18 protein-coding genes are annotated in these 20,365 nt (G+C 73.3%); 9 read left to right on the forward strand and 9 right to left on the reverse strand.

The window, feature by feature from the left end:
* Positions 1–260 precede the first annotated feature (260 nt).
* On the forward strand, positions 261–926 hold the full coding sequence (locus ABZV00_RS23775) for a helix-turn-helix transcriptional regulator (RefSeq protein ID WP_355609778.1): 666 nt from the start codon (positions 261–263) through the stop codon (positions 924–926).
* Here ABZV00_RS23775 and ung read toward each other — a convergent pair.
* A complete protein-coding gene (gene ung / locus ABZV00_RS23780) occupies positions 909–1,625 on the reverse strand; it encodes a uracil-DNA glycosylase (RefSeq protein WP_355609780.1) in 717 nt (238 codons plus the stop codon). The two genes, ABZV00_RS23775 and ung, sit on opposite strands and share 18 nt — an antisense overlap.
* Before the next feature lie 265 nt (positions 1,626–1,890).
* On the opposite strand from ung, the gene ABZV00_RS23785 reads away from it, so the two are divergent.
* Together ABZV00_RS23785 and ABZV00_RS23790 are read left to right on the forward strand one after the other, a co-directional pair.
* Positions 1,891–2,796 (forward strand): lipase family protein, encoded by a 906-nt coding sequence (locus ABZV00_RS23785; protein ID WP_355609782.1) that lies wholly within the window; start codon positions 1,891–1,893, stop codon positions 2,794–2,796.
* Positions 2,757–3,167, forward strand: a complete 411-nt coding sequence (locus ABZV00_RS23790) for a lipase family protein (protein ID WP_355609873.1) — start codon at positions 2,757–2,759, stop codon at positions 3,165–3,167. Before ABZV00_RS23785 ends, ABZV00_RS23790 begins: the two co-directional genes overlap by 40 nt.
* On the opposite strand, the gene tsaE is transcribed toward ABZV00_RS23790, so the two are convergent.
* The 5 genes from tsaE to ABZV00_RS23815 all read right to left on the reverse strand — a co-directional run bounded on the left by tsaE (position 3,164) and on the right by ABZV00_RS23815 (position 7,954).
* The gene (tsaE, locus tag ABZV00_RS23795; RefSeq protein WP_355609784.1) at positions 3,164–3,694 is read right to left on the reverse strand and encodes a tRNA (adenosine(37)-N6)-threonylcarbamoyltransferase complex ATPase subunit type 1 TsaE; all 531 of its coding nucleotides are present in this window, start codon (positions 3,692–3,694) and stop codon (positions 3,164–3,166) included. The genes ABZV00_RS23790 and tsaE overlap by 4 nt on opposite strands.
* The gene (locus ABZV00_RS23800) at positions 3,691–4,782 is read right to left on the reverse strand and encodes an alpha/beta hydrolase (RefSeq protein ID WP_355609875.1); all 1,092 of its coding nucleotides are present in this window, start codon (positions 4,780–4,782) and stop codon (positions 3,691–3,693) included. Before ABZV00_RS23800 ends, tsaE begins: the two co-directional genes overlap by 4 nt.
* 70 nt (positions 4,783–4,852) lie before the next feature.
* Positions 4,853–5,971, reverse strand: coding sequence for an alanine racemase (gene alr, locus ABZV00_RS23805; RefSeq protein ID WP_328420402.1), 1,119 nt, complete (start codon positions 5,969–5,971; stop codon positions 4,853–4,855).
* An 89-nt stretch (positions 5,972–6,060) separates the two neighbouring features.
* Complete coding sequence (locus ABZV00_RS23810; RefSeq protein WP_355609786.1) at positions 6,061–7,530, reverse strand: NAD(P)H-hydrate dehydratase; 1,470 nt, start codon at positions 7,528–7,530, stop codon at positions 6,061–6,063.
* Between the two features lie 55 nt (positions 7,531–7,585).
* A complete protein-coding gene (locus tag ABZV00_RS23815; protein WP_355609788.1) occupies positions 7,586–7,954 on the reverse strand; it encodes a holo-ACP synthase in 369 nt (122 codons plus the stop codon).
* A gap of 286 nt (positions 7,955–8,240) precedes the next feature.
* Between ABZV00_RS23815 and ABZV00_RS23820 the strand changes: the two genes are divergently transcribed.
* Together ABZV00_RS23820 and ABZV00_RS23825 are read left to right on the forward strand one after the other, a co-directional pair.
* Positions 8,241–8,423, forward strand: a complete 183-nt coding sequence (locus ABZV00_RS23820) for a hypothetical protein (RefSeq protein WP_355609790.1) — start codon at positions 8,241–8,243, stop codon at positions 8,421–8,423.
* Entirely contained in the window at positions 8,420–10,012 is a 1,593-nt protein-coding gene (locus ABZV00_RS23825) for an alpha/beta hydrolase (RefSeq protein WP_355609792.1), read from the forward strand. Before ABZV00_RS23820 ends, ABZV00_RS23825 begins: the two co-directional genes overlap by 4 nt.
* A gap of 153 nt (positions 10,013–10,165) precedes the next feature.
* Here ABZV00_RS23825 and glmS read toward each other — a convergent pair whose 3' ends face one another.
* On the reverse strand, positions 10,166–12,079 hold the full coding sequence (gene glmS, locus ABZV00_RS23830; protein ID WP_355609794.1) for a glutamine--fructose-6-phosphate transaminase (isomerizing): 1,914 nt from the start codon (positions 12,077–12,079) through the stop codon (positions 10,166–10,168).
* A gap of 823 nt (positions 12,080–12,902) precedes the next feature.
* On the opposite strand from glmS, the gene ABZV00_RS23835 reads away from it, so the two are divergent.
* Together ABZV00_RS23835 and ABZV00_RS23840 are read left to right on the forward strand one after the other, a co-directional pair.
* A complete protein-coding gene (locus ABZV00_RS23835) occupies positions 12,903–13,391 on the forward strand; it encodes an MmpS family transport accessory protein (RefSeq protein ID WP_355609796.1) in 489 nt (162 codons plus the stop codon).
* Positions 13,392–13,470: 79 nt separating this feature from the next.
* Positions 13,471–14,628, forward strand: coding sequence for a pyridoxal phosphate-dependent aminotransferase (locus ABZV00_RS23840; RefSeq protein WP_355609877.1), 1,158 nt, complete (start codon positions 13,471–13,473; stop codon positions 14,626–14,628).
* Here the strand turns inward: ABZV00_RS23840 and ABZV00_RS23845 are convergent.
* Positions 14,594–15,226, reverse strand: a complete 633-nt coding sequence (locus ABZV00_RS23845) for a PadR family transcriptional regulator (RefSeq protein WP_355609798.1) — start codon at positions 15,224–15,226, stop codon at positions 14,594–14,596. The genes ABZV00_RS23840 and ABZV00_RS23845 overlap by 35 nt on opposite strands.
* Before the next feature lie 75 nt (positions 15,227–15,301).
* Here ABZV00_RS23845 and ABZV00_RS23850 point away from each other — a divergent pair, with 75 nt between their 5' ends.
* Positions 15,302–18,127, forward strand: coding sequence for an FtsX-like permease family protein (locus ABZV00_RS23850; RefSeq protein ID WP_355609800.1), 2,826 nt, complete (start codon positions 15,302–15,304; stop codon positions 18,125–18,127).
* 6 nt (positions 18,128–18,133) lie between these two features.
* Entirely contained in the window at positions 18,134–18,880 is a 747-nt protein-coding gene (locus ABZV00_RS23855) for an ABC transporter ATP-binding protein (protein WP_355609802.1), read from the forward strand.
* Positions 18,881–18,904: 24 nt separating this feature from the next.
* On the opposite strand, the gene glmM is transcribed toward ABZV00_RS23855, so the two are convergent.
* The gene (glmM, locus tag ABZV00_RS23860) at positions 18,905–20,260 is read right to left on the reverse strand and encodes a phosphoglucosamine mutase (protein ID WP_328420424.1); all 1,356 of its coding nucleotides are present in this window, start codon (positions 20,258–20,260) and stop codon (positions 18,905–18,907) included.
* Between the last annotated feature and the right edge of the window lie 105 nt (positions 20,261–20,365).

Raw genomic sequence — 20,365 nt, forward strand, 5'->3', positions numbered from 1 at the left:
CTCGGCGGCCACCGACCCGAACTACCCCGAAGATGACCACCCCACCCACACACCCGACACAAGACCCATATTTATGCCTCACAGGTATCACGCTCATCAGGGCGAGGCCCGCCGTCCGGAGCCGGGTCATCGCCGAGGCGATCCCCCGGCCAGGAATGTCGGCGAGTCATCAATCTTGCTCAGCGGTATCGCCGTCAGTTCGGCCTGGTCCACCATGCCGGGATGTCATCCACTCGCCTCGTCACCTCCTCGGTGCCACCGTGCGACGACAACGACACCTGCGCGAGCTGAGTCAGCGTGAGCTTGCCGAACTGGCCGGGGTCAGCCAGGCTGCGGTGGCCCGGATCGAAAGCGGCGACCGGGCGCCCAGCATCCTGGTGTTGGAGCGGTTGCTCGCCGCCATGGATGTCCAGTTGGCCGTCGGGGTCGAGCCGCTCGACGCCCACCTCGACGCCCGGATCGCCGAACTGGCCGCCCGACCGCTTGCCGAGCGCATCGACGAGCTTGGCCTGGATTGGGCGCTGGACCGGCTCGCCGACTTCCCGCAGGTGATCACCGGAGGCACGGCGGCGCTGTTGCAGGGCGCGCCGGTGCCCGTCGACGCACTGGAGATCGCCGTGCGTTGGCACGACTCGGAACGGTTCACCCGCTGGCTGGAGGCGGCCTACGGCCAGCGGTGGAACGCCCGTTGGGGTGAGTTCGGCGGGGTGCGGTTGGAGCCCGAGGAGCAGGGCGAACACCTCTGGTCGACCCGCTACGGCGAGATCAGGGCGACGATGTGCGACGAGCTGCCCGAGACGATCGAGGTGCGCCACGCTGGACGGGGTTACCGAGTGGTGCCGCTGGCCCAACTGGAGCTGACCGACCCGCGGGCCGGCGACCTGCTGCGCCGCTACCGGGCCCGGCAGCTAGCCAGCGGCCGGTAAGCCGGCGGTGCGCTCCCAGTCGATGGTGGGCAGGCCGGCGTCGGCGAGCGCCTTGTTGGCCGCGCTGAACGGGCGGCTGCCCAGGAAACCGCGCGGATTCATCGGGCTGGGGTGCCCGGCCTCCAGCACCACGTGCTGCGGGCTGGCGACCAGGGCGGCCTTCTTGCGCGCGTAGCCGCCCCAGAGCAGGAAGACCACCCGGGAATCCAGCGCGTCGAGCGCCCGGATGGTGGCGTCGGTGAACTCCTCCCAGCCGCGGTTGGCGTGCGAGCCGGGCGTGGCCTCACGGACGGTGAGGACGGAGTTGAGCAACAGCACGCCCTGCGCCGCCCAGCCACTGAGGTTGCCGCCGCGCGGCTTCGGCACGCCGAGATCCTCGCCCAGCTCCTTGAAGACGTTGCGCAGCGACGGCGGCACGGTCACGCCCTCCCGCACGCTGAAGCTGAGCCCGTGCGCCTGCCCCGCCTTGTGGTAGGGGTCCTGCCCGAGGATCAGAACCCGGCAGTCGGCCGGCGCGCAGAGCCGGTAGGCCGAGAAGAGGTCCTCGACCGGCGGGAAGACAGCGCGGGTGGCGTATTCCCCCGCGACGAACGCGGCCAGCTCCGCGGTGCGGGACGGGTCGAGGTGCGGGGTGAGCGCGGTATGCCAGCCCTGCGGCAGCAGCGCCGGCAGGTCCAGGGTGGGGCCGTCGTCGGACATCGGCAACCTTTCGTAGTCGATCGCCATCTTCCTACCAGTCGCCACCGACACCGCACGGCACCGGTCACTGAGCGACGACGCGGAGCCGACCCACGAAAGTTACCGTAGCGTAACTTACTGGCGGGTCACTTAAGGTATGGGCCGCTGTTAGCTTGCATTCACCTCCATCAATGCTCGTGAGGAGTGAACTGTGAGCCACAGGAACCCCCGTCCCCGTTCCTCTCGTGTGCTGGCCGTCGCGGCGGCAGCGGCAGTCTGCCTGGGCGTGTCCGGTGCACCGGCCGCCGCCGCCGACGGGTCGACGCCCGTCGTCTCCCGCGGTGTCACCATCCCCGCCTTCTACAACCCACCGGCCCAACTGCCCGCCGCCAACGGCACGCTGATCCGCAGCGAGCCCCTGCCGCTCGGCCTGAGCATTCCCGGGCTCGACGGTCGCCCGATGCCGGGCACGGCGACCCGGCTGATGTACCGGTCCACCGACTCCAACGGCCAGGCCGTCGGGGTGACCGGCGCCTACATCGAACCGTCGGCGGCGTGGCGGGGCACCGGCCCGCGCCCACTGGTGGCCGTCGCCTCCGGCACCATGGGCCAGGGCGACCAGTGCGTGCCCTCGCTGGCGTTGCAGTACCCGTTGACCCTGCGCGGCGACACCGTGTCGGTCGGCTACGAGTCCCTGGCCATCTACCGCCTCCTCTCCAGCGGCGCGGCGGTCGTCGTCACCGACTACGTCGGTCTGGGCGCCACCGACCGGGTGCACACCTACGTCAACCACCTCGACCAGGGGCACGCCCTGCTGGACGCGGCCCGCGCCGCGCGCGCCGTGCCGGGCGCGTCGGTCACCCGGGACTCACGCGTCGGCCTGTACGGCTACAGCCAGGGCGGCGGCGCCAGCGCCGCGGCCGCGGAACTTCAGCCCACCTACGCACCCGAGTTGCCACTGGCCGGCAGCTACGTTGGCGCGCCGCCCGCCGACCTGACCTCGGTCCTCAAGGGCATCGACGGCAGCGCCCTGACGGGTGCGCTCGGCTGGTCGATGAACGGCTTCGCCCAGTCCGACCCGGCCCTGCGGGGCGTCATCGAGGCGAACATCAACAGCACCGGCAGGGCGGTTCGCTGGCGGACGTGTCGACCATGTGCGTCGGCGACGTGCTCTTCGGTTACGGCTTCGTGAAGAGCACCAGCTGGACCGTCAGCGGCAAATCCGTCGGTGACGTCATCGCGGGCTCGCCCCCGGCGCAGGCGGCGCTCGACCGCCAGCGCATCGGCACGCTCAAGCCCGCCGGCCCGGTACGCCTGGTGACCGGCATCCAGGACGACATCGTTCCCCACCGGCAGGCCCGCCAGCTGGCCGTGGACTGGTGCCGCAAGGGTGCCAACATCACCTACGAGGCCATCAGCCTGCCGAACCTCGGGGACAAGATCCTCACCAACCACCTGGTTCCGCTCATCACCGACCAGGGCGACGCGGTGTCCTGGATGACCGACCGGCTCGCGGGCCGGACCGCCTACTCCAACTGCTGGACGATGCCCCTTCAGCCCTAGCGCTCCAGATCGGCCGGGCCGGCGCCCCTCGTCGATAGTGGCGAGGGGTGCAGGGCCGCCAGGCGCCGCGCCCAGTCGCCGCCGACCGGGTCCAGCTCGACCACCCGCGTGTCGTCGTCGCGGCGGTCGATGCGCACCCGCAGGTGGGCGTCGACCAACTGCTCGACTAGGCCCTCGCCCCACTCGACCACGGTCACCGACTCGTCGATCGAGGCGTCCAGGTCCAGATCGTCGATCTCGGCACGCGGGTCGGTGGCGTCGCCCAGCCGGTACGCGTCGGCGTGCACCAGGGCCACCCGACCGCCCCGGGCCAGGTCGGGTCGGTGCACCCGAGCGATCACGAACGTCGGCGAGGTGATGTCCCCGAGAACCCCGAGCCCGACGCCGATGCCCTGGGTGAGCGCGGTCTTGCCGGCGCCCAGCGGGCCGGTCAACAGCACCAGGTCACCGGCGCGCAGCAGCCCGGCCAGTTGGAGGCCGAACTCCCGAGTGTCTTCGACGGTCGACAGCTTGACGACGTGACTCACCGTTCCTCCGCGCTCTCCAGTGACTCGAGGAACCGCGCCAGCGCGGCGTTGACCTCGTCCGCGTGCTCCAGCATCACCACGTGTCCGCTGTCCTGGATCTGCACGAACTCGGCGTGCGGCAGCCGCCGGACGATCTCCTCGGAGTGGGTCACCGGAGTGATCATGTCCTTGTCGCCGACCACCACGAGCACCGGTGTGTCGGCCAGCGCCGCGAGCGCCGGGAAGCGCGAGTGGGTGGCCAGGGTCCGCAGATAGCGGGTCACCGTGTCGGCCGACGTCCGGGAGTTCATCATCTCCACGTAGGACACCAGTGCCGGGCTGGGCTTGCGGGTGCCGAAGCCGTACTTGCGGGTGAGCAGCCAGGCCACGTTCGAGGTCGACTTGCGGGCCTTGTCGATCACCGGCCCGCCGTACCGGGTGGCATTGCTCACCATGAACAGCACCGGGCCGCCGACCCGGCCGAGCAGCGCCGGCGCGACCAGCTTGGTCTCCGCGATCAGCCCGCCCGAGGTGGCCATCAGCACGGTGCCCACCACCCGGTCTCCGAACAGCTCCGGGAACAACTCGGCGAACGCCATGATGGTCATGCCGCCCATCGAGTGGCCGACCAGCACCAGCGGCCCGTCCGGGGCGGTCCGGTCGATCACCTGACGCAGCGTCCGGCCGAGCACCGCGAGGTCGTACTCGCCGGTCTCCAGCCGGCCGGACCGGCCGTGACCGGGCTGGTCGTACGCCACGATCCGGTAGTCGCCGCGCTCGGCGAGCATCTGCCGCTGGAAGTGGAACGTGCCCATGTCCAGGCAGAAGCCGTGCACCAGCACCACCGTCGGATGTCCGGAGACCGGGCGGGTCGGCTCGACCACCTCGACGTGGATGTCGGTGCCGTCCGGCAACTCCAGCCGGAACGCGTCGTCGTACCGCTGCTCGTCGAACTTCTCGTGCGCGTAGCGGTCGGCCGGGTCGGCCTTGAGCCGGCGGACCAGGGTGCGCTCGGTCGCGACGCCGGCGGCCAGGCCGGCCGCGGCCACCCCGACCGCGGCGCCGACGATTCCGGCGACCCGGCCAGCCGCGGTCCGCGGACGCGGGATGCGCCTCGCGCTCACGGTGCCACCTCGGTTCGCGACTGCGGGGCTCGCAACCCCGGCTCACTCCTCGCGCTCACGGCCGCTCGCCGTCGTAGACCCGGGGCACCCGGGTGCCGCCGAACCGGGTGACGATCTCGTAGTTGATGGTGCCGGCCGCTTCGGCCCAGTCGTCGGCCGTCGGCTCGCCGTTGGCGCCGCTGCCGAAGAGCGTCGCCACGTCGCCGTCGGCCACCGGGTCGTCGCCGCAGTCGACCACGAACTGGTCCATGCAGACCCGACCGGAGATGGTCCGCCGCGCGCCGGCGAGCTGCACCGGCCCGCTGTTGGACGCGTGCCGGGGTACTCCGTCGGCGTATCCGAGTGGCACCACGGCCAGGTTGGCGTCGGCCTCCGTGGTGTAGGTGTGCCCGTAGGAGACACCGGTGCCGGAGGGCACCCGCTTGGTGAGCATCACCCGGGCCCGCGCGGTCATCGCCGGGCGCAGCCCGTACGTCTCGCCGGCCACCGGGGAGAGGCCGTAGACGGCCAGGCCGGGGCGGACCAGGTCGAAGTGGGTGTCCGGGCGGGTCAGGGTCGCCGCCGAGTTGGCCAGGTGCCGCCAGCGCGGGCGGAGCCCGGCCCGCTCGACCATGGCCAGCCCCTCGTGAAAGACGGCCAGTTGCCGGTCGGTGGTCGGGTGGCCGGGCATGTCCGCGTACACGAAGTGGCTCCACACGCCGACCACCTCGACCAGGCCGTCGGCCTGCGCCTTGGCGGCGGCGTCCAGCAGCGCCGGCCAGTCCGCGACGGTCGCCCCACCCCGGGAGAGCCCGGTGTCGATCTTCAGGTGCAACCGGGCCGGGCGCTCGGCGCGCCGGCTCGCCTCGACCATCTCGTCCAGTTGCGGCAGGCTGGCCGCGCCCAGATCCACCCCGGCGCTGACCCCCTCGTGCAGCGGCAGCCCGGGAGCGAGCAGCCAGGCCAGCACCGGCGCGGTCACTCCGGCCCGGCGCAGCGTGAGCGCCTCGTCGAGGGTGCAGACACCGAGCCAGTCCGCCCCGGCGTCGAGCGCGGCCCGGGCGGCCGGAAGCATGCCATGGCCGTACCCGTCGCCCTTGACCACCGCCATCAGCTCAGCGGTGGTGCCGGAGCGGAGTCGGCTCACGTTCTCACGGATCGCGTCAAGATCGACGCGTACCTCGGCCTGCCACATACGCCCAGCCTACTTTCCGCCGTGATCACCGCGGGCGGCGACGCACGTCCCGGACACCGATCCGGTCGTCTCGTCCACAACCGTCTTGATCAGCCCAGCCGGGCGATAACCGGACGCAGCGCGATCGCCACGTCGGGCGCGGTCACCGGCCCGCCGCGGGCCGCCTCCCGGCCGGCCAGCCCGTGCAGGTAAGCCGCGGAGGCCGCCGCCCGCTCGGGGGGTAGGCCGGCCGCCAGCAGCGAGCCGAGCAGCCCGGCCAACACGTCGCCGGTGCCGCCGGTGGCCAGCGCCGAGGTGCCGGTCGGGTTGACGTACGCCCGACCGTCCGGGGTGCCGATCACCGTGCGGTCCCCCTTGAGCAGCACCACGGCGTTCATCCAGGCGGCCAGCCGCAGCGCGGCGCCGACCCGGTCGGCGCCGGGCTCCTCCCCGCAGAGCCGGCTGAACTCCCGATCATGCGGGGTGACCACGATCGGCGCGTCCCGACCGCGTAGCTGGTCGGCGAGCGAGCCGTCCACGAGCAGGGTCAGCGCGTCGGCGTCGAGCACCACCGGCACCGGCGCGGCCAGCACGGCGCGCAGCTCGGCCGCCGCGTCCTCGCCGGTGCCCAGCCCGGAGCCACAGACCCAGGCCTGCACCCGGCCCGCCTCGGCGACCCGCTCGGTGGCGATCACCGAGGGGTGCTGGTGCAACACCTCCGCCTTGGCGCCGCCGGCGTAGCGGATCATGCCGGTCGGCCCGGCCAGCGCCCCGCCGACGGAGAGCACCGCCGCGCCCGGGTAGGTCGCCGAGCCGGTGGCCACACCGACCACGCCCCGGCTGTACTTCTCCGACGCCGGGCCCAGCCGCGGCCACCAGTCGACCAGGTCGGACCACTCGGTGACCCGCATCGCCGGGGTGCCCCGCAGCCACGGCCGCAGCCCGATGTCGACCAGCTCCACCTGCCCGGCCAGCACGGCGGCGGGTCCGACGACCAGGGCGGGCTTCAGCGCGCCGAAGGTCACCGTCACGTCGGCGCGGACCGCGGTGGGCCGGCCGGACGCGGCCAGCGGCACGTGCCCGGTGTCCACCGCCACCCCGCTCGGCACGTCGACCGCCAGCACGGTGGCTCGGCCGCCGTCCCGCCCACGCAGCTCAGCGAGGCGCTGCACCACCTCGTCGGCGTTCGCCCGCAGCCCGCCCGTGCCGCCGATGCCGACGATGCCGTCGAGGACCAGGTCCACCGGGTCGACCGGTCGGTCCACCAGCCGGCCACCGGCGGCCCGCAGCGCGGCCAGCCCTGCGGCGTGCGCCCGCCCGGGGGCGAGCAGCAGAGCGGACACGGCGACGCCCCGGCGGGCCAATCGCTCCCCGGCGTACAACGCGTCGCCGCCGTTGTCACCGGAGCCGACCAGCAGCAACACCCGCCCGCCGTACAGACCACCCCGCTCGGCGAGCAGCAGCGCGGCCCGGCGGGCCAGCCCGGCAGCGGCCCGCTGCATCAGCGTGCCCTCCGGCAACGTGCCCATCAGTCCCGCCTCGGCCGCCCGTACGTCAGCCACCCGCCACACCGGTCTCATGCCACCGTGTCCCATTCCCCTCGCGGGCGGGCCGGGACGGCCCACCCGACCGACGTCACCGTTCCGCGACCACCATCGCCGACGCGATCCCGCCGTCGTGCGACAGCGAGAGATGCCAGCGGTTGACCCCACGCTCGAGCGCCACCGCCGCGACCGTGCCGGAGACGGTCAGCCAGGGGCGGCCGTCCGGGTCGGGCACGATCTCGCAGTCGTGCCAGCTCAGCCCGGACGGCGCGCCGAGCGCCTTGGCGACGGCCTCCTTGGCGGCGAAGCGGGCGGCGAGCGACTCCGGCGAGCGCGGGTTGCCGGAGCGGGTGTACCGCTCGGCCTCGGTGAAGAGCCGGTCGGCGAGCAGCGGCGTCCGCGCCAGTGCCCGGGCGAACCGGTCCACCAGGACGACGTCGATGCCGACAGCGACGATCACCAGTTCACCCTACCGGCGGCGAAGGCGGCAGATTAGCCGTCGGGCCCGCGGTGGGCAACGCCTGTGGACAGGCCGGGGTACGGCCGCAGCCGGCTGTCCACAGGGCACTTCCGGGCGTCCGTGCCGCGCCTAGCGTCGGCGCGTCGATATCGATCGTCCACGGGGGTGTGGTCATGACCGAGGAGCCGTTCGCCGTCCGGCCGGAGGAGCTGCGCGCCGTGGCCGTCGCGCTCGACAACGCGGCGCACCGCTTGGCGCTGGGCCTGGCCGGGTTGCCGGGCTGCTGGTGCCGGTGCCCGAGTGGCGGGCCGCCGCCGCCCTGGCTGAGCTGGAGGCGGCCGGGCACGCCTGGCTCTGCCGGCTGGGCACCCGGGTGGCGGCGACCGCCGGTGGGGTCCGGGCGGCGGCCGAGGCGTACGAGACGGTGGACGACCGGGCCGCCGGCCGGTTCGCCGGCCTGCCCCGGTGACCAGCGTCGGCTACCGGCAGCTCTGGGCCGCGGACCCGGGCGGGTGGCGGGCCGCCGGGGCGGCGTGGGCCGGGTTGACCGGGCCGGTCGAGCGGCGCGCCGGCGAGCTGGGTGGGGCCACCGGGCGGCTGCGGGACGGCTGGTCCGGTGCGGCCGCCACGGCGGCGGACGCCCGGCTCGCCGGCCTGCGCGACGAGCTGACCTCGGTCGTTCCCGCGTTGATCGAGGCCGACCAGGTGCTGGCCGAGTTGGCCGGCCGGCTGGTGGTGGCGAAGGCGCGGCTCGGGTCGGCGGTCGCCCTGGCCGATGCGTCCGGCCTGGTGGTGGACCGGGCGGGCGGGGTGCACGTTGATCCGACCCGGGTGCGGCCGACCGAGCGGGCCGGCCTGGCGGCAGCCCGGGTGGCGGCGGCGCTGCGGGACGCGCTCGACCGGGCCGGGGCGGCCGACCGCACGGCCGCCGACCGGTTGGACGAGTTGGCCCGAGCCGCCCGCTCCGGCTGGGCGTCCCCGCCACCGCCCGGCCGCCCGGCTCCCGGTGCCGCGCCGGCCCTGGCCCGAGCCTGGTGGGCGGGGTTGACCCCGGCGCAGCGGCGGTGGCTGGTCGCGCACGAGCCGACCCTGGTCGGCCGCCTGGACGGGGTGCCGGTAGCCGCCCGCGACCAGGCCAACCGGCTGCGACTCGGTGCCTGGCGCGAGGAATTGCTGGCCGAGCGGCGGCGGTTGCTGACCCGGGTGCCGCCCGGGCCGGCCGCGTCGGCCCGGCTGCGCGGGGTGGCCGCGCGGCTGGCCGGGCTGGAGGCGCTGGCTGGGCGGCTGGTGGCGGCCGGGGAGCCGCGGGCGTACCTGCTCGGGCTGGACGCGGCCGGGGAGGGGCGGGTGGTGATGGCACTCGGCGACCCGGACCATGCCGACCGGGTGTTGACCTATGTGCCGGGGATGACGGCGGGTCTGGACGACGCCCCCGGCGAGCTGGGCCGGGCGGCGCGGGTCCTGGACCGGTGTGCCGCGCTCGCCCCGGGTGAGCGCAGCTCGGCGGTGCTCTGGCTGGACTACGACGCACCGGACTTCCTGCCCGAGGCGGCCTCGGCCGGCCAGGCCCGCGACGCCGGGCCGGCGTTGCACCGCTTCCAGGAGGGGCTGCGGGCCAGCCACGAGGGACCGCCGGCCCGGCAGACCGTCCTGGGGCACAGCTACGGCTCGCTGGTGGTGGGCATGGCGGCCCGGGAGCACGGGTTGGCCGCCGACGCGCTGGTCTTCGTCGGCTCGCCCGGGGTGGGTGCGGCGCACGCCGCCGAGTTGGGCCTGCCGCCCGGGCAGGTCTGGGCCAGCAGCGCCCCCGACGACGTGATCCGGCTGGCCCGCCCCGCCGACGAGCTGGCCCGGCGGGCGCTGCTCGGCGCTGCCCCGCTCACCGCCGTACTCGGCTGGCCCGACCGGGGCGGGCACGAGCTGTGGTTCGGCCACGACCCGGCTGATCCCGGGTTCGGCGGGCGGGTCTTCCCCAGCGACCGGCGCGGGCACGCCGGCTACTGGGACCCGGGCAACCCGGCGCTCGACGGGATGGCCCGCGTCGTGCTGGGCCGCTGACGGTGGCCACTTGTCGGCGGCGAATGCCGGGCTCGCCCCGTTTGGCGGTCTCCTCGGTCAGGTCGGCCATCGGCGCCGGCACCGGCACCAGCTCGACAAGAAGCCCCGGCCACCGCGGGTGCGGCGACCGGGGCTCCGGAGGTCGGGCCTCGGTTACTCGACGGTGACCGACTTGGCCAGGTTGCGGGGCTGGTCCACATCGTGCCCCCGGGCAGCGGCGATCTCGGCGGCGAGCACCTGCAACGGCACCGTGGTGACCAGCGGGGCCAGCAGCGTCGGCGTACGCGGCACGTAGATCAGGTGGTCGGCGTACCGGACGACGGCCTCGTCGCCCTCCTCCGCGATCACGATGGTCCGCGCGCCGCGCGCCCGCACCTCCTGGATGTTGGAGACGACCTTGTCGTGCAGCATGCCCCGGCCCACCGGCGAGGGCACCACGCAGATCACCGGGGTGCCCTCGTCGATCAGCCCGATCGGGCCGTGCTTCAGCTCGCCGGCGGCGAAGCCCTCGGCGTGCATGTACGCCAGCTCCTTGAGCTTGAGCGCGCCCTCCAGGGCCACCGGGTAGCCGACGTGTCGGCCGATGAACAGTATCGTCGGCTCGGACTTCAGCTCCCGGGCCAGCTCGCGGACGGGCTCGATGCGGTCCAGCAGCTCGCGCAGCTTGCCCGGCATCTCCTGGAGCTGAGCCACCACCGCGCCCACCTCGTCGGCGAACTTGATCCCGCGCACCTGGGCCAGGTGCAGTCCGATCAGGTAGCAGGCGACGAGCTGGGTGAGGAACGCCTTGGTGGAGGCGACGGCGATCTCCGGCCCGCCATGGGTGTAGAGCACGGCGTCCGACTCACGGGGGATGGTCGAGCCGTTGGTGTTGCAGATCGCGAGCACCCGCGCCTTCTGCTCCTTGGCGTGGCGCAGCGCCATCAGGGTGTCCATGGTCTCGCCGGACTGCGAGATGACCACGATCAGCGTGGAGCGGTCGAGCACCGGGTCGCGGTAGCGGAACTCGCTGGCCAGCTCCACCTCGCAGGGGATCCGGGTCCAGTGCTCGATGGCGTACTTCGCCACCATCCCGGCGTGGTAGGAGGTGCCGCAGGCCACGATGAAGATCTTGTCCACGTCGCGCAGATCCTGGTCGCTGAGGCGGACCTCGTCGAGGGCGATCTCACCGGTCTCGGTGAGCCGGCCAAGCAGCGTGTCGGCGATGGCCTGCGGCTGCTCCTCGATCTCCTTGAGCATGAACCAGTCGTAGCCACCCTTCTCGGCGGCCGACGAGTCCCAGTCGACGTGGAAGTCCTTGCCGCTGGCGGGCTGGCCGTGGAAGTCGGTGATCTCGATGCTGTCACCGGTGATCAGGACGATCTGGTCCTGGCCCAGCTCGACCGCTTCCCGGGTGTGCTCGATGAACGCGGCGACGTCGCTGGCCAGGTAGTTTTCCCCGTCGCCCCGACCAACCACGAGCGGCGAGTTACGCCGGGCGCCGACGACCGCGCCGGGCACCGAGGCGTCGACGGCGAGCAGGGTGAAGGCACCCTCCAGCCGCTGGCAGACCACCCGCATGCCGGCGGCGAGCAGCTGTGGGCTGTCCGGCTGACCGGCTGCGCGCAGGTCGGCCAGGGCGGCGGAGAGCAGGTGGGCCGCGCACTCGGTGTCGGTGTCGCTGGTGAACTGGACGCCGTCGGCCTCCAGCTCGGTGCGCAGCTTGGCGAAGTTCTCGATGATGCCGTTGTGGATCACCGCGACCCGGCCGTCGGGGGCGAGGTGCGGGTGGGCGTTGCGATCGGTCGGGCCGCCGTGGGTGGCCCAGCGGGTGTGGCCGATGCCGGTGGTGCCGTCACCGATGCCGATCGGGCTGGCCGCGCAGGAGGCCGGGTCGTCGGCGGCCCGCTCGGAGAGCACCTTCTCCAGGTTGGCCAGCTTGCCGGCCTTCTTCTCGATCAGCAGCTGGTCATCGCAGACGATCGCGACGCCCGCCGAGTCGTAGCCGCGGTATTCCAGCCGCCGCAGCCCGTCGAGCACGATGCCGAGTGCGGGGCGCGCGCCCGCGTATCCCACGATTCCACACATGGCCCGCAGCCTAACCCAGTTTCGCTCATCATGGGTGCTCGAAAGTCGGCTAAACAATCACCGAATCTGAGCGATCAGTGGCTGGCGGGACGCAACGGGACGAGCTTCACCGGTCCGGTCGGGGCCCGGGCCGGGGGCGAGGGGGTTGCGGACGGTCTCCGGGTACGAAAGTCTCTCGGCGGGTTCGGCGCGTCCCTTCCCTGGCCCGTTCGTCCCATACCCACTCCCGCCCGGAGCAGCCATGTCCGACGCGCCCCCGCCCGATCCGTCCCCGACCCCGTCCCCGGAGCCGTCACCCGGCGCGACGCCGGGACCGTCCGCCGAGCCGCACCCCTCGGGAGCGGGCACCCCACCGCCGGACCCGACGGCACCGCACTCCTGGGCACCCCCGAGCCCGCTTCCGGCACCTGACCCGCTGGGCCCGGGCCAACCGTGGGCACCACAGGCCCCGTGGACACCGTCCCCGCCGGCCCCGTGGACACCCGGACCTCCGGCAGCGCCATGGACGCCGGATCCGCCCGCCGCCCCGTGGACACCGTCCCCGCCGCCCGCCTCCTGGACGCCGGGATCGCCGGACACCCCCGGGCCACCGGCAACCGCCTGGACGCCCGGACCGCCGGACACCCCCGGGCCGCCGGCAACGTCCTGGACGCCGGGAGCATCGGAGACGCCCTGGCCGCCGTCGGCCTCCGGTCCGCCGCCCGCCGGTTGGCCGCCGCCCGGCTATCCGCCGCCCTACGCCTACCCCGGGTACCCGCAGGTCGGCGGCAGCCCGTCCAGCGACACCGGTCGGGCGGTCGGGATCGTCGTCGCGGTCGTCGCGGTGCTCGTCCTCACCGTCTGTGGCTGCTTCTGCGTGGGCGGCCTGCTGCTCAGCGAGGGAGCCCCGGACCCGGTCGCCAGTGACCCGTACGACGGCCCGTACGGCGACGACGACGGCTGGGCCGCGCCCACCGCCGAGCCGACCACCGTGGTGCCGACCACCACCGCGCCCACCCCCACCAAGAAGCCGATCACCAGCCCGACCTCGGGGCCGGCACCGGTGACGGTGGTCTACGAGGTCACCGGAGCGGGCGAGGCGGACATCTCGTACTACGACGCCGAGAGCGACCTCATCCACGTCGACCGTGCGAAGCTGCCCTGGCGCACCACCATCCGGACCAACGGCCAAAGCCGGGTCATGGTGGAGGCCACCTGGCCCGGCGACGTGGGCGACAAACCGATCGACTGCACCGTCACGGTCACCGGCGCCGGCAAGCCGGTGATCAACAAGACCGAGGGGTACTGGCGGACCACCTGCACGACGGAGTGAGGCTGGGGTTCGGCCCGGGGGTGGCCGTAGGCTGGCGCAGGTGACGACGAGCACCGATGTCGACCCGCTGGTGGCCCGGATGCGGCCGTTCGGCACCACGATCTTCGCCGAGATGTCCGCCCTCGCCGTACGGACCGGGGCGGTCAACCTCGGCCAGGGCTTCCCGGACACCGACGGCCCACCCGAGATGCTGGCTGCCGCAGCCGAGGCGCTGCGTGGCGGGCAGAACCAGTACCCGCCAGGGCCGGGCATTCCCGCCCTGCGTGCGGCGGTCGCGGAGCACCAACGGCGGTTCCACGACCTGGCGTACGACCCGGACGGCGAGATCGTGATCACCGCAGGCGCGACCGAGGCGATCGCGGCCAGCATCCTCGCCCTCTGCGAGCCGGGCGACGAGGTGGTCTGCTTCGAGCCGTACTACGACTCGTACGCCGCCTCGATCGCGCTGGCCGGCGCGGTCCGGCGGCCGGTCACGCTTCGTCCCGCCGCCGACGGCCGGTACGCCTTCGACCCGGCCGCGCTGCGCGCGGCGTTCGGCCCCCGCACCCGGCTGGTGCTGCTCAACTCGCCGCACAACCCCACCGGCAAGGTCTTCACCCCGGCCGAGCTGGCAATGATCGCCGAGCTGTGCCAGGAGCACGGCGCGTACGCGGTCACCGACGAGGTGTACGAGCACCTGGTGTTCACCGACGCGGCGAGCCCGCACGTGTCGCTGGCCAGCCTGCCCGGGATGCGGGAGCGAACGCTGCGCATCTCCTCGGCCGGCAAGACCTTCTCCTGCACGGGTTGGAAGGTCGGCTGGGTGAGCGGTCCGGCGGCGCTGGTCTCGGCGGTGTTGCGGGTGAAGCAGTTCCTCACCTTCGTCAACGCGGCACCGCTGCAACCGGCGGTCGCCGTGGCACTGGCCCTGCCGGACGACTACTACACCGGCTTCCGGGACGGGCTCCAGCAGCGCCGTGACCAGCTCGTCGGCGGCCTCACCGACGCCGGGTTCGAGGTGCTGGTGCCGGAGGGGACGTACTTCGTCACCGCCGACGTCACCGCCCTGGGCGGCCGGGACGGGGTGGAGTTCTGCCGCTCGTTGCCGGAGCGCTGCGGCGTGGTGGCCGTACCGACCCAGGTCTTCTACGACGACCAGGAGGCCGGCCGGCGGCTGGTCCGCTTCGCCTTCTGCAAGCGTCCCGAGGTGCTGACCGAGGCGGTCACCCGGCTGCGCGCTCTGAGCCCGAGCCACTGACCGGCCCGGGGAGGGCCGACCCGGGGTCGCTCGACGACTGATCCGCCGTCGATGTCGCGAGCCGGGTCAGCAGTTGGCCCTCGTCACCGAGCAGCACCGACTCGGCGTCGTCCACGAACGACAGGTCCGCCGTCACGTGCCGGCTCGCGGCGGTGAGCAGCAACCCGACCACCGGGTCTTCGACGGCACGGCGTAGGCCGTCCAGATTGCGCAGCTCGCGCAGCAGGTGCCCGCGCTGGTTGCTGAGCACCGCGCGAACCGTGGCTGCCGAGCCGGACCGGGCGGCGGCGGTGACCTTGAGGAAGAAGTCGTCCCGGAATCCGCCGCTGCGCGGACTCGGCTCGGCCAACCACCGCGCCAACTCCGCGCGGCCGTCCGGGGTGATCTCGTAGACCACCCGGTCCGGCTTGATCGGCTGCGGTTGCCGTTCGGCGACGACCAGCTCGTCCCGGGAGAGCCGGTCGAGGATCTGGTAGAGGTGGCCGATGTTCAGCGGCCCCCACTGCGGGCCGACGGCTGCCTCGAACGCGCCCTTGAGCTGGTAGCCGTGGCTGGGGCCACCAGCGAGCAGGGCGAGGACGGCGTGCTGGATCGCCATGTCACCTCCGGTACGGGTCTTGCATTGTCACAATGTATCGCGCAGAGTGGGAGACAGCACACGGGGAGGCGCGACATGCTCGGCTTCATCTGGAGACAGCTGCGCGGCCGTGCGGGGCGGTCGGTGGCGCTGTTGGTCGGCGTGCTGGTGGCCACCACCGGCTTCGTGGTCCTGACCGGCGCCACCACCACCTCCCACCTGGACGTCATCGGCACGGTCGAGCGCAACACCCAGGTCGCCTACGAGATCCTGGTCCGTCCGAAGGGGACCCGCACTCCGCTGGAGGCCGAGCGCGGGCTCGTCCGCCCCAACTATCTCTCCGGGCTCTTCGGCGGCATCACCACCCAGCAGTACGAGCAGGTTCAAGCGGTCCCCGGCATCGAGGTGGCGGCCCCGATCGCGATGCTCGGCTATTCCACCACCCTGCTACCGACGCCGATCGACCTCACCGACGCCGTCGACCGATCGCTCGATCGTCAGGTCATCCGGGTCGACCCGACCTTCCACGCCGAACGCGGTCTCTCCAGCGCACCGGGCAAACCCCGGTACGTGTACGTGACCACGAAGCCGCTGATCTACCCCCGGCTCGACGGGGAGATCGACAGCAGTGCCGCGCCGTACTCCGATGGGCGGTCGTACCCCTGGTCGGACACCTGTGGGCTTACTACCCGGGAGGTACAGCCGGACGGGCGCAGCCTTCCCATCTGCGATCCGCAATTCGCTCTGCTCGGAAACCCGGGCACGCTCTCCGAGCGCGAGCACTGGTCCCTGGACGCCGTGCAACTGCTGCCCGACGGCCGGTTCCAAGGCCCGCCCTACCTGCTGGCGACCGACCGGGACGGCTCCTCGACACCCGCCGACCGGCTGGTGCTGGCGTACGACCTGACCGTGCCGTTCCTCCTGGCGGCGGTGGACCCGGCGGCCGAGGAACAGCTGGTCGGCCTCGACGATGCCGTGGTCACGGGCCGAGCCGTCCGCGTGGACGACACGGTCGCTGTCAGACGCCTCGGCACGGCGGAGAACCACGAGGTGCCGGTCCTCGTCACCAACCGACCCTTCATCGACGAGTCGCTGGCGGCCAGATTTACCCGGCTCGCGATCAGTCCCGTCGGCGTGGAGGCAATCGACCTGGAAAAGACGTTGAGCCGCCCTGGTGGGACTCCGGCCGGGTCCAGCCGGTACGACCTCACCGCCGGCCACCAGGCAATGCTGACCGAGGAGCTGTCGCCGGCCGGGTGCTGTGTCGGCCAACTGCAAACCGTCGTGCAGTCGGCCGACGTGCAGTACGACCGGCTACCCGACGGCAGCCTGCGCGCTCGCCAACAGCCGCCCGGCAACCCCGAGGTGTACGGCGAAGAGGAAGCCTTCAACCCGATGCCCCGACCCTGGCTCGCCGACGACAGCGGTTCGCGATCGGTACGGGCGCTGCCGCTACCCACGGGCGGAAACACCCCCAATCGCTTCTGGCGGGCCATCGGTGTCTTCGACCCGGGCCGGCTGACCGGGTTCAGCGACCTCGGCCAACTGCCGCTGGAGACCTACCAGGCGCCGATGGCGCAGGGTGCCGACGACCGCAGCCGGGCAGCACTGGGCGGTCAGCCACTGGCGCCCAGCGGCAATCCCGCCGGCTACCTCTCGGCGCCGCCGCTGCTCCTCACCAACCTCGGCAGCGTGCCGAAACTCCTTCAGGGCGGCGGCGGGCCACAGGCCAGGGCGCCGATCAGCGCGATCCGGGTGCGGGTGGCCGATGTGGGCGGCTACAGCGAGCATTCCGCCGAGCGGGTCCGGCTGGTCGCCGAGCAGATCGCGGCACGCACCGGGCTGGACGTCGACATCACGCTCGGCTCCTCGGCCGCACCACAGACCGTGGAGTTGCCCGCCGGCTCGTTCGGACGGCCGATGCTGCGGCTGACCGAGAACTGGTCGGCACTCGGCGTGGCATCGGTCATCACGCAGGCGGTGGACCGTAAGAGCCTGGTGCTCTTCGTGCTGGTGCTGGTGGTCTGCGTGCTGTTCCTCGGCAACGCGGTCAGCGCTGCCGTCCGCGACCGGCGCTCCGAACTGGCGGTGCTCTCCTGCCTCGGCTGGCCGGTCCGTCGGATCGCGGCGCTGATCCTCGGCGAGGTCGCCCTGCTCGGGCTCATCGCCGGCCTGTTGTCGCTGACGCTCGCGGTGCCGCTCGGGATGGCGCTCGGCATCGACGTCGACTGGCGGCGGTCGGCCCTGGCCGTACCCATCGCCCTGCTGCTCGCTCTGGCCGCGGGCCTGGTGCCGGCGCTGCGGGCCGCGCGCGCCCACCCGGCCGCCGCCCTCCGCCCGATGGTCGCTCCCGCCGGCTGGGCACGTCGGCCGCGGACCCTCTTCGGGCTGGCCCTGGTCAACCTGGCCCGCACCCCCGGGCGCACATTCCTCGGTGCCGGTGCGCTGGCGATCGGGGTGGCCGCGCTGACGCTGGTCGCCGCCGCCACGTGGGCGTTCCGGGGCGCAATCGTCGGCAGTCTGCTCGGCGACATGGTCTCGCTGAGCGTGCGCGGCGCGGACACCGTGGCCGCTGCCGCCACGGTGCTGCTCGGTGCCGCAGCGGTCGCGGACGTGCTCTACCTGAACATCCGCGACCGGGCCGCCGAGCTGGCCACCCTGCGCGCGATCGGCTGGACCGACGCCGAGCTGGGCCGGCTGGTCGGCTACGAGGGGCTGGCGCTGGGGATCGTGGGGGCGACGACCGGAGCGGCGATCGGCCTGGCCAGCGCGGGCTGGCTGATCGGCGACCTTCCCGGCGCGCTGGTCCTGGTCGCCGCGCTGACGGCGCTGGCGGGCGCGTTGGTCAGCGCCGTCGCCGCGCTGGTGCCCGCCGCTCTGTTGCCGCGCCTGCGGCCCGCCCGACTACTGGCAGAGGAGTAGCAGATCATGAGCGAGCAGAGCGGCAGCGCGATCGCGGTCGACCACCTGATCCGACAGTTCGGCACCGGCGCGGACCGGTTGACGGCCGTCGACGACGTGTCCCTGACCATCGCGGCCGGTTCGGTGGTCGCGCTGACCGGGCCGAGCGGGTCGGGCAAGTCGACGCTGCTACACCTGATCGGCGCGATCGAGCAGCCCGACAAGGGCACCGTCACCGTCGACGGCGTGGTGGTCAGCAGCCTGCGCAGGGCGGCGCTGGCACGCTTCCGGCAACGGGTCGGCTTCGTGTTCCAGCGTTATCACCTGCTGCCCGCGCTCACCGTGCTGGACAACGTGATCGCGCCCGTCCTCCCCCGCCGGGGCCGGGGCGATCACGCGGCCCGAGCCCGGGAGTTGCTGGACGCGGTTGGCCTGGCCGGGCGGGAGCGCGCCCTGCCGGCGCAGCTCTCCGGCGGTCAGCAGCAGCGAGTCGCCATCGCCCGGGCGCTGATGGGCGCACCGGGCCTGCTCCTGGCCGACGAGCCCACCGGCAACCTCGACTCGACCACCGGCGGGCAGATCCTCGATCTGCTGCTCCACCTTCGCGACCGGCACGGCATGACCATCCTGCTGGCCACACACGAACAGGCCATCGCCGCCCGCTGCGACCGACTGGTCCGTCTGAACGACGGACGTGTCACCGAGGACCTGGACCTCACCGACGGCGAGGACCCGGCCGAGACGTACGAGCGGGCGGCCCGGCTACGGCTGTGACGCCGCAGCGGTACGGCGGCGGTTTCAGCCGACAGGGCTGGCGGTGCGCACCTGCTCGGCGATCCGCTCGGCGACCTCGCGGGCGGTCTGCTCGGTGGCTGCCTCGACCATCACCCGGACCAGCGGCTCGGTGCCCGACGGGCGCAGCAGCACCCGGCCGGTCTCGCCCAGTTCCGCCTCGACCCGCTCGACCTCGGCGCGTACGGCCGGTGCGTTGGCGCCGACGGTCCGGTCGCCGACGGGCACGTTGATCAGCACCTGGGGCAGCTTGGTGACCACCGAGGCCAGCTCGGCCAGGGACCGGCCGGTGGCCGCCATCCGGGCCATCAGGTGCAGGCCGGTGAGCACCCCGTCGCCGGTGGTGGCGTGTGCGGGCATGACGATGTGGCCGCTCTGCTCGCCGCCGAGCGCCAGCCCGGAGCCGCGCAGCTCCTCCAGCACGTACCGGTCGCCGACCTTGGTCTCGATCAGCCGGATGCCCTGTGCGGACATGGCCAGCCGCAGCCCGAGGTTGCTCATCACGGTGGCCACCAGGGTGTCCTGGGTGAGCGTGCCGGCGTCCCGCATGGCCAGCGCGAGGATCGCCATCACCTCGTCGCCGTCGACCTCGTCGCCGTCGGCGGTGACCGCCACGCAGCGGTCGGCGTCACCGTCGTGGGCGATGCCCAGGTGGGCGCCGTGTTCGACCACGGCCTCGCGCAGCGCCTCGATGTGGTTGGAGCCGCAGTCGTCGTTGATGTTCAGCCCGTCCGGCTCGGCGTGGATCGCCACGACCTCCGCGCCAGCCTCCCGGTAGGCGACCGGGGCTACCTCGGCGGCGGCGCCGTTGGCGCAGTCGACCACGACCTTGATCCCGTCGAGCCGGTGCGGCACGGTGCCGACCAGGTGCTGGACGTAGTGGTCCGCACCGTCGAGCAGGTCGTGCACCCGGCCGACGCCGGCGCCGATCGGCCGGTCCCAGGCGGTGGTGGCGTTCGTCTCGACGGCCGCCTCGATCTGCATCTCGATCTCGTCGGGCAGCTTGTGCCCGCCGGCGGCGAAGAGCTTGATGCCGTTGTCCGGCATCGGGTTGTGTGACGCGGAGAGCATCACGCCGAGGTCTGCCTTGGCCTCTGCGGTGAGGTACGCCACCGCCGGGGTGGGCAGCACGCCGACCCGCACCACGTTGGCACCGGCGCTGGTGAGCCCGGCCACCACGGCAGCCTCCAGCATCTCCCCGCTGGCCCGGGTGTCCCGGCCGACCACCGCGAGCGGCGGATGGCTGCGGTCCGTCTCGGCGAGAGTGTGCGCGGCGGCCACGGCCAGCGCGAGCGCCAACTCGGGGGTGAGATCCGCGTTCGCCCGCCCGCGTACGCCGTCCGTGCCGAACAACCGACCCATAGCCGCCAACCTCCGATGACACTGCCGTTAAGGAGAAAGCGGAACGGCCGGCCCACCTCCCCGTTGGAGGGGAGGCGGACCGGCCGTCCGTCAGAAGTACAACGC

The organism is Micromonospora sp. NPDC005173, from assembly GCF_040608515.1.
In the GTDB taxonomy this organism is placed as follows: domain Bacteria; phylum Actinomycetota; class Actinomycetes; order Mycobacteriales; family Micromonosporaceae; genus Micromonospora.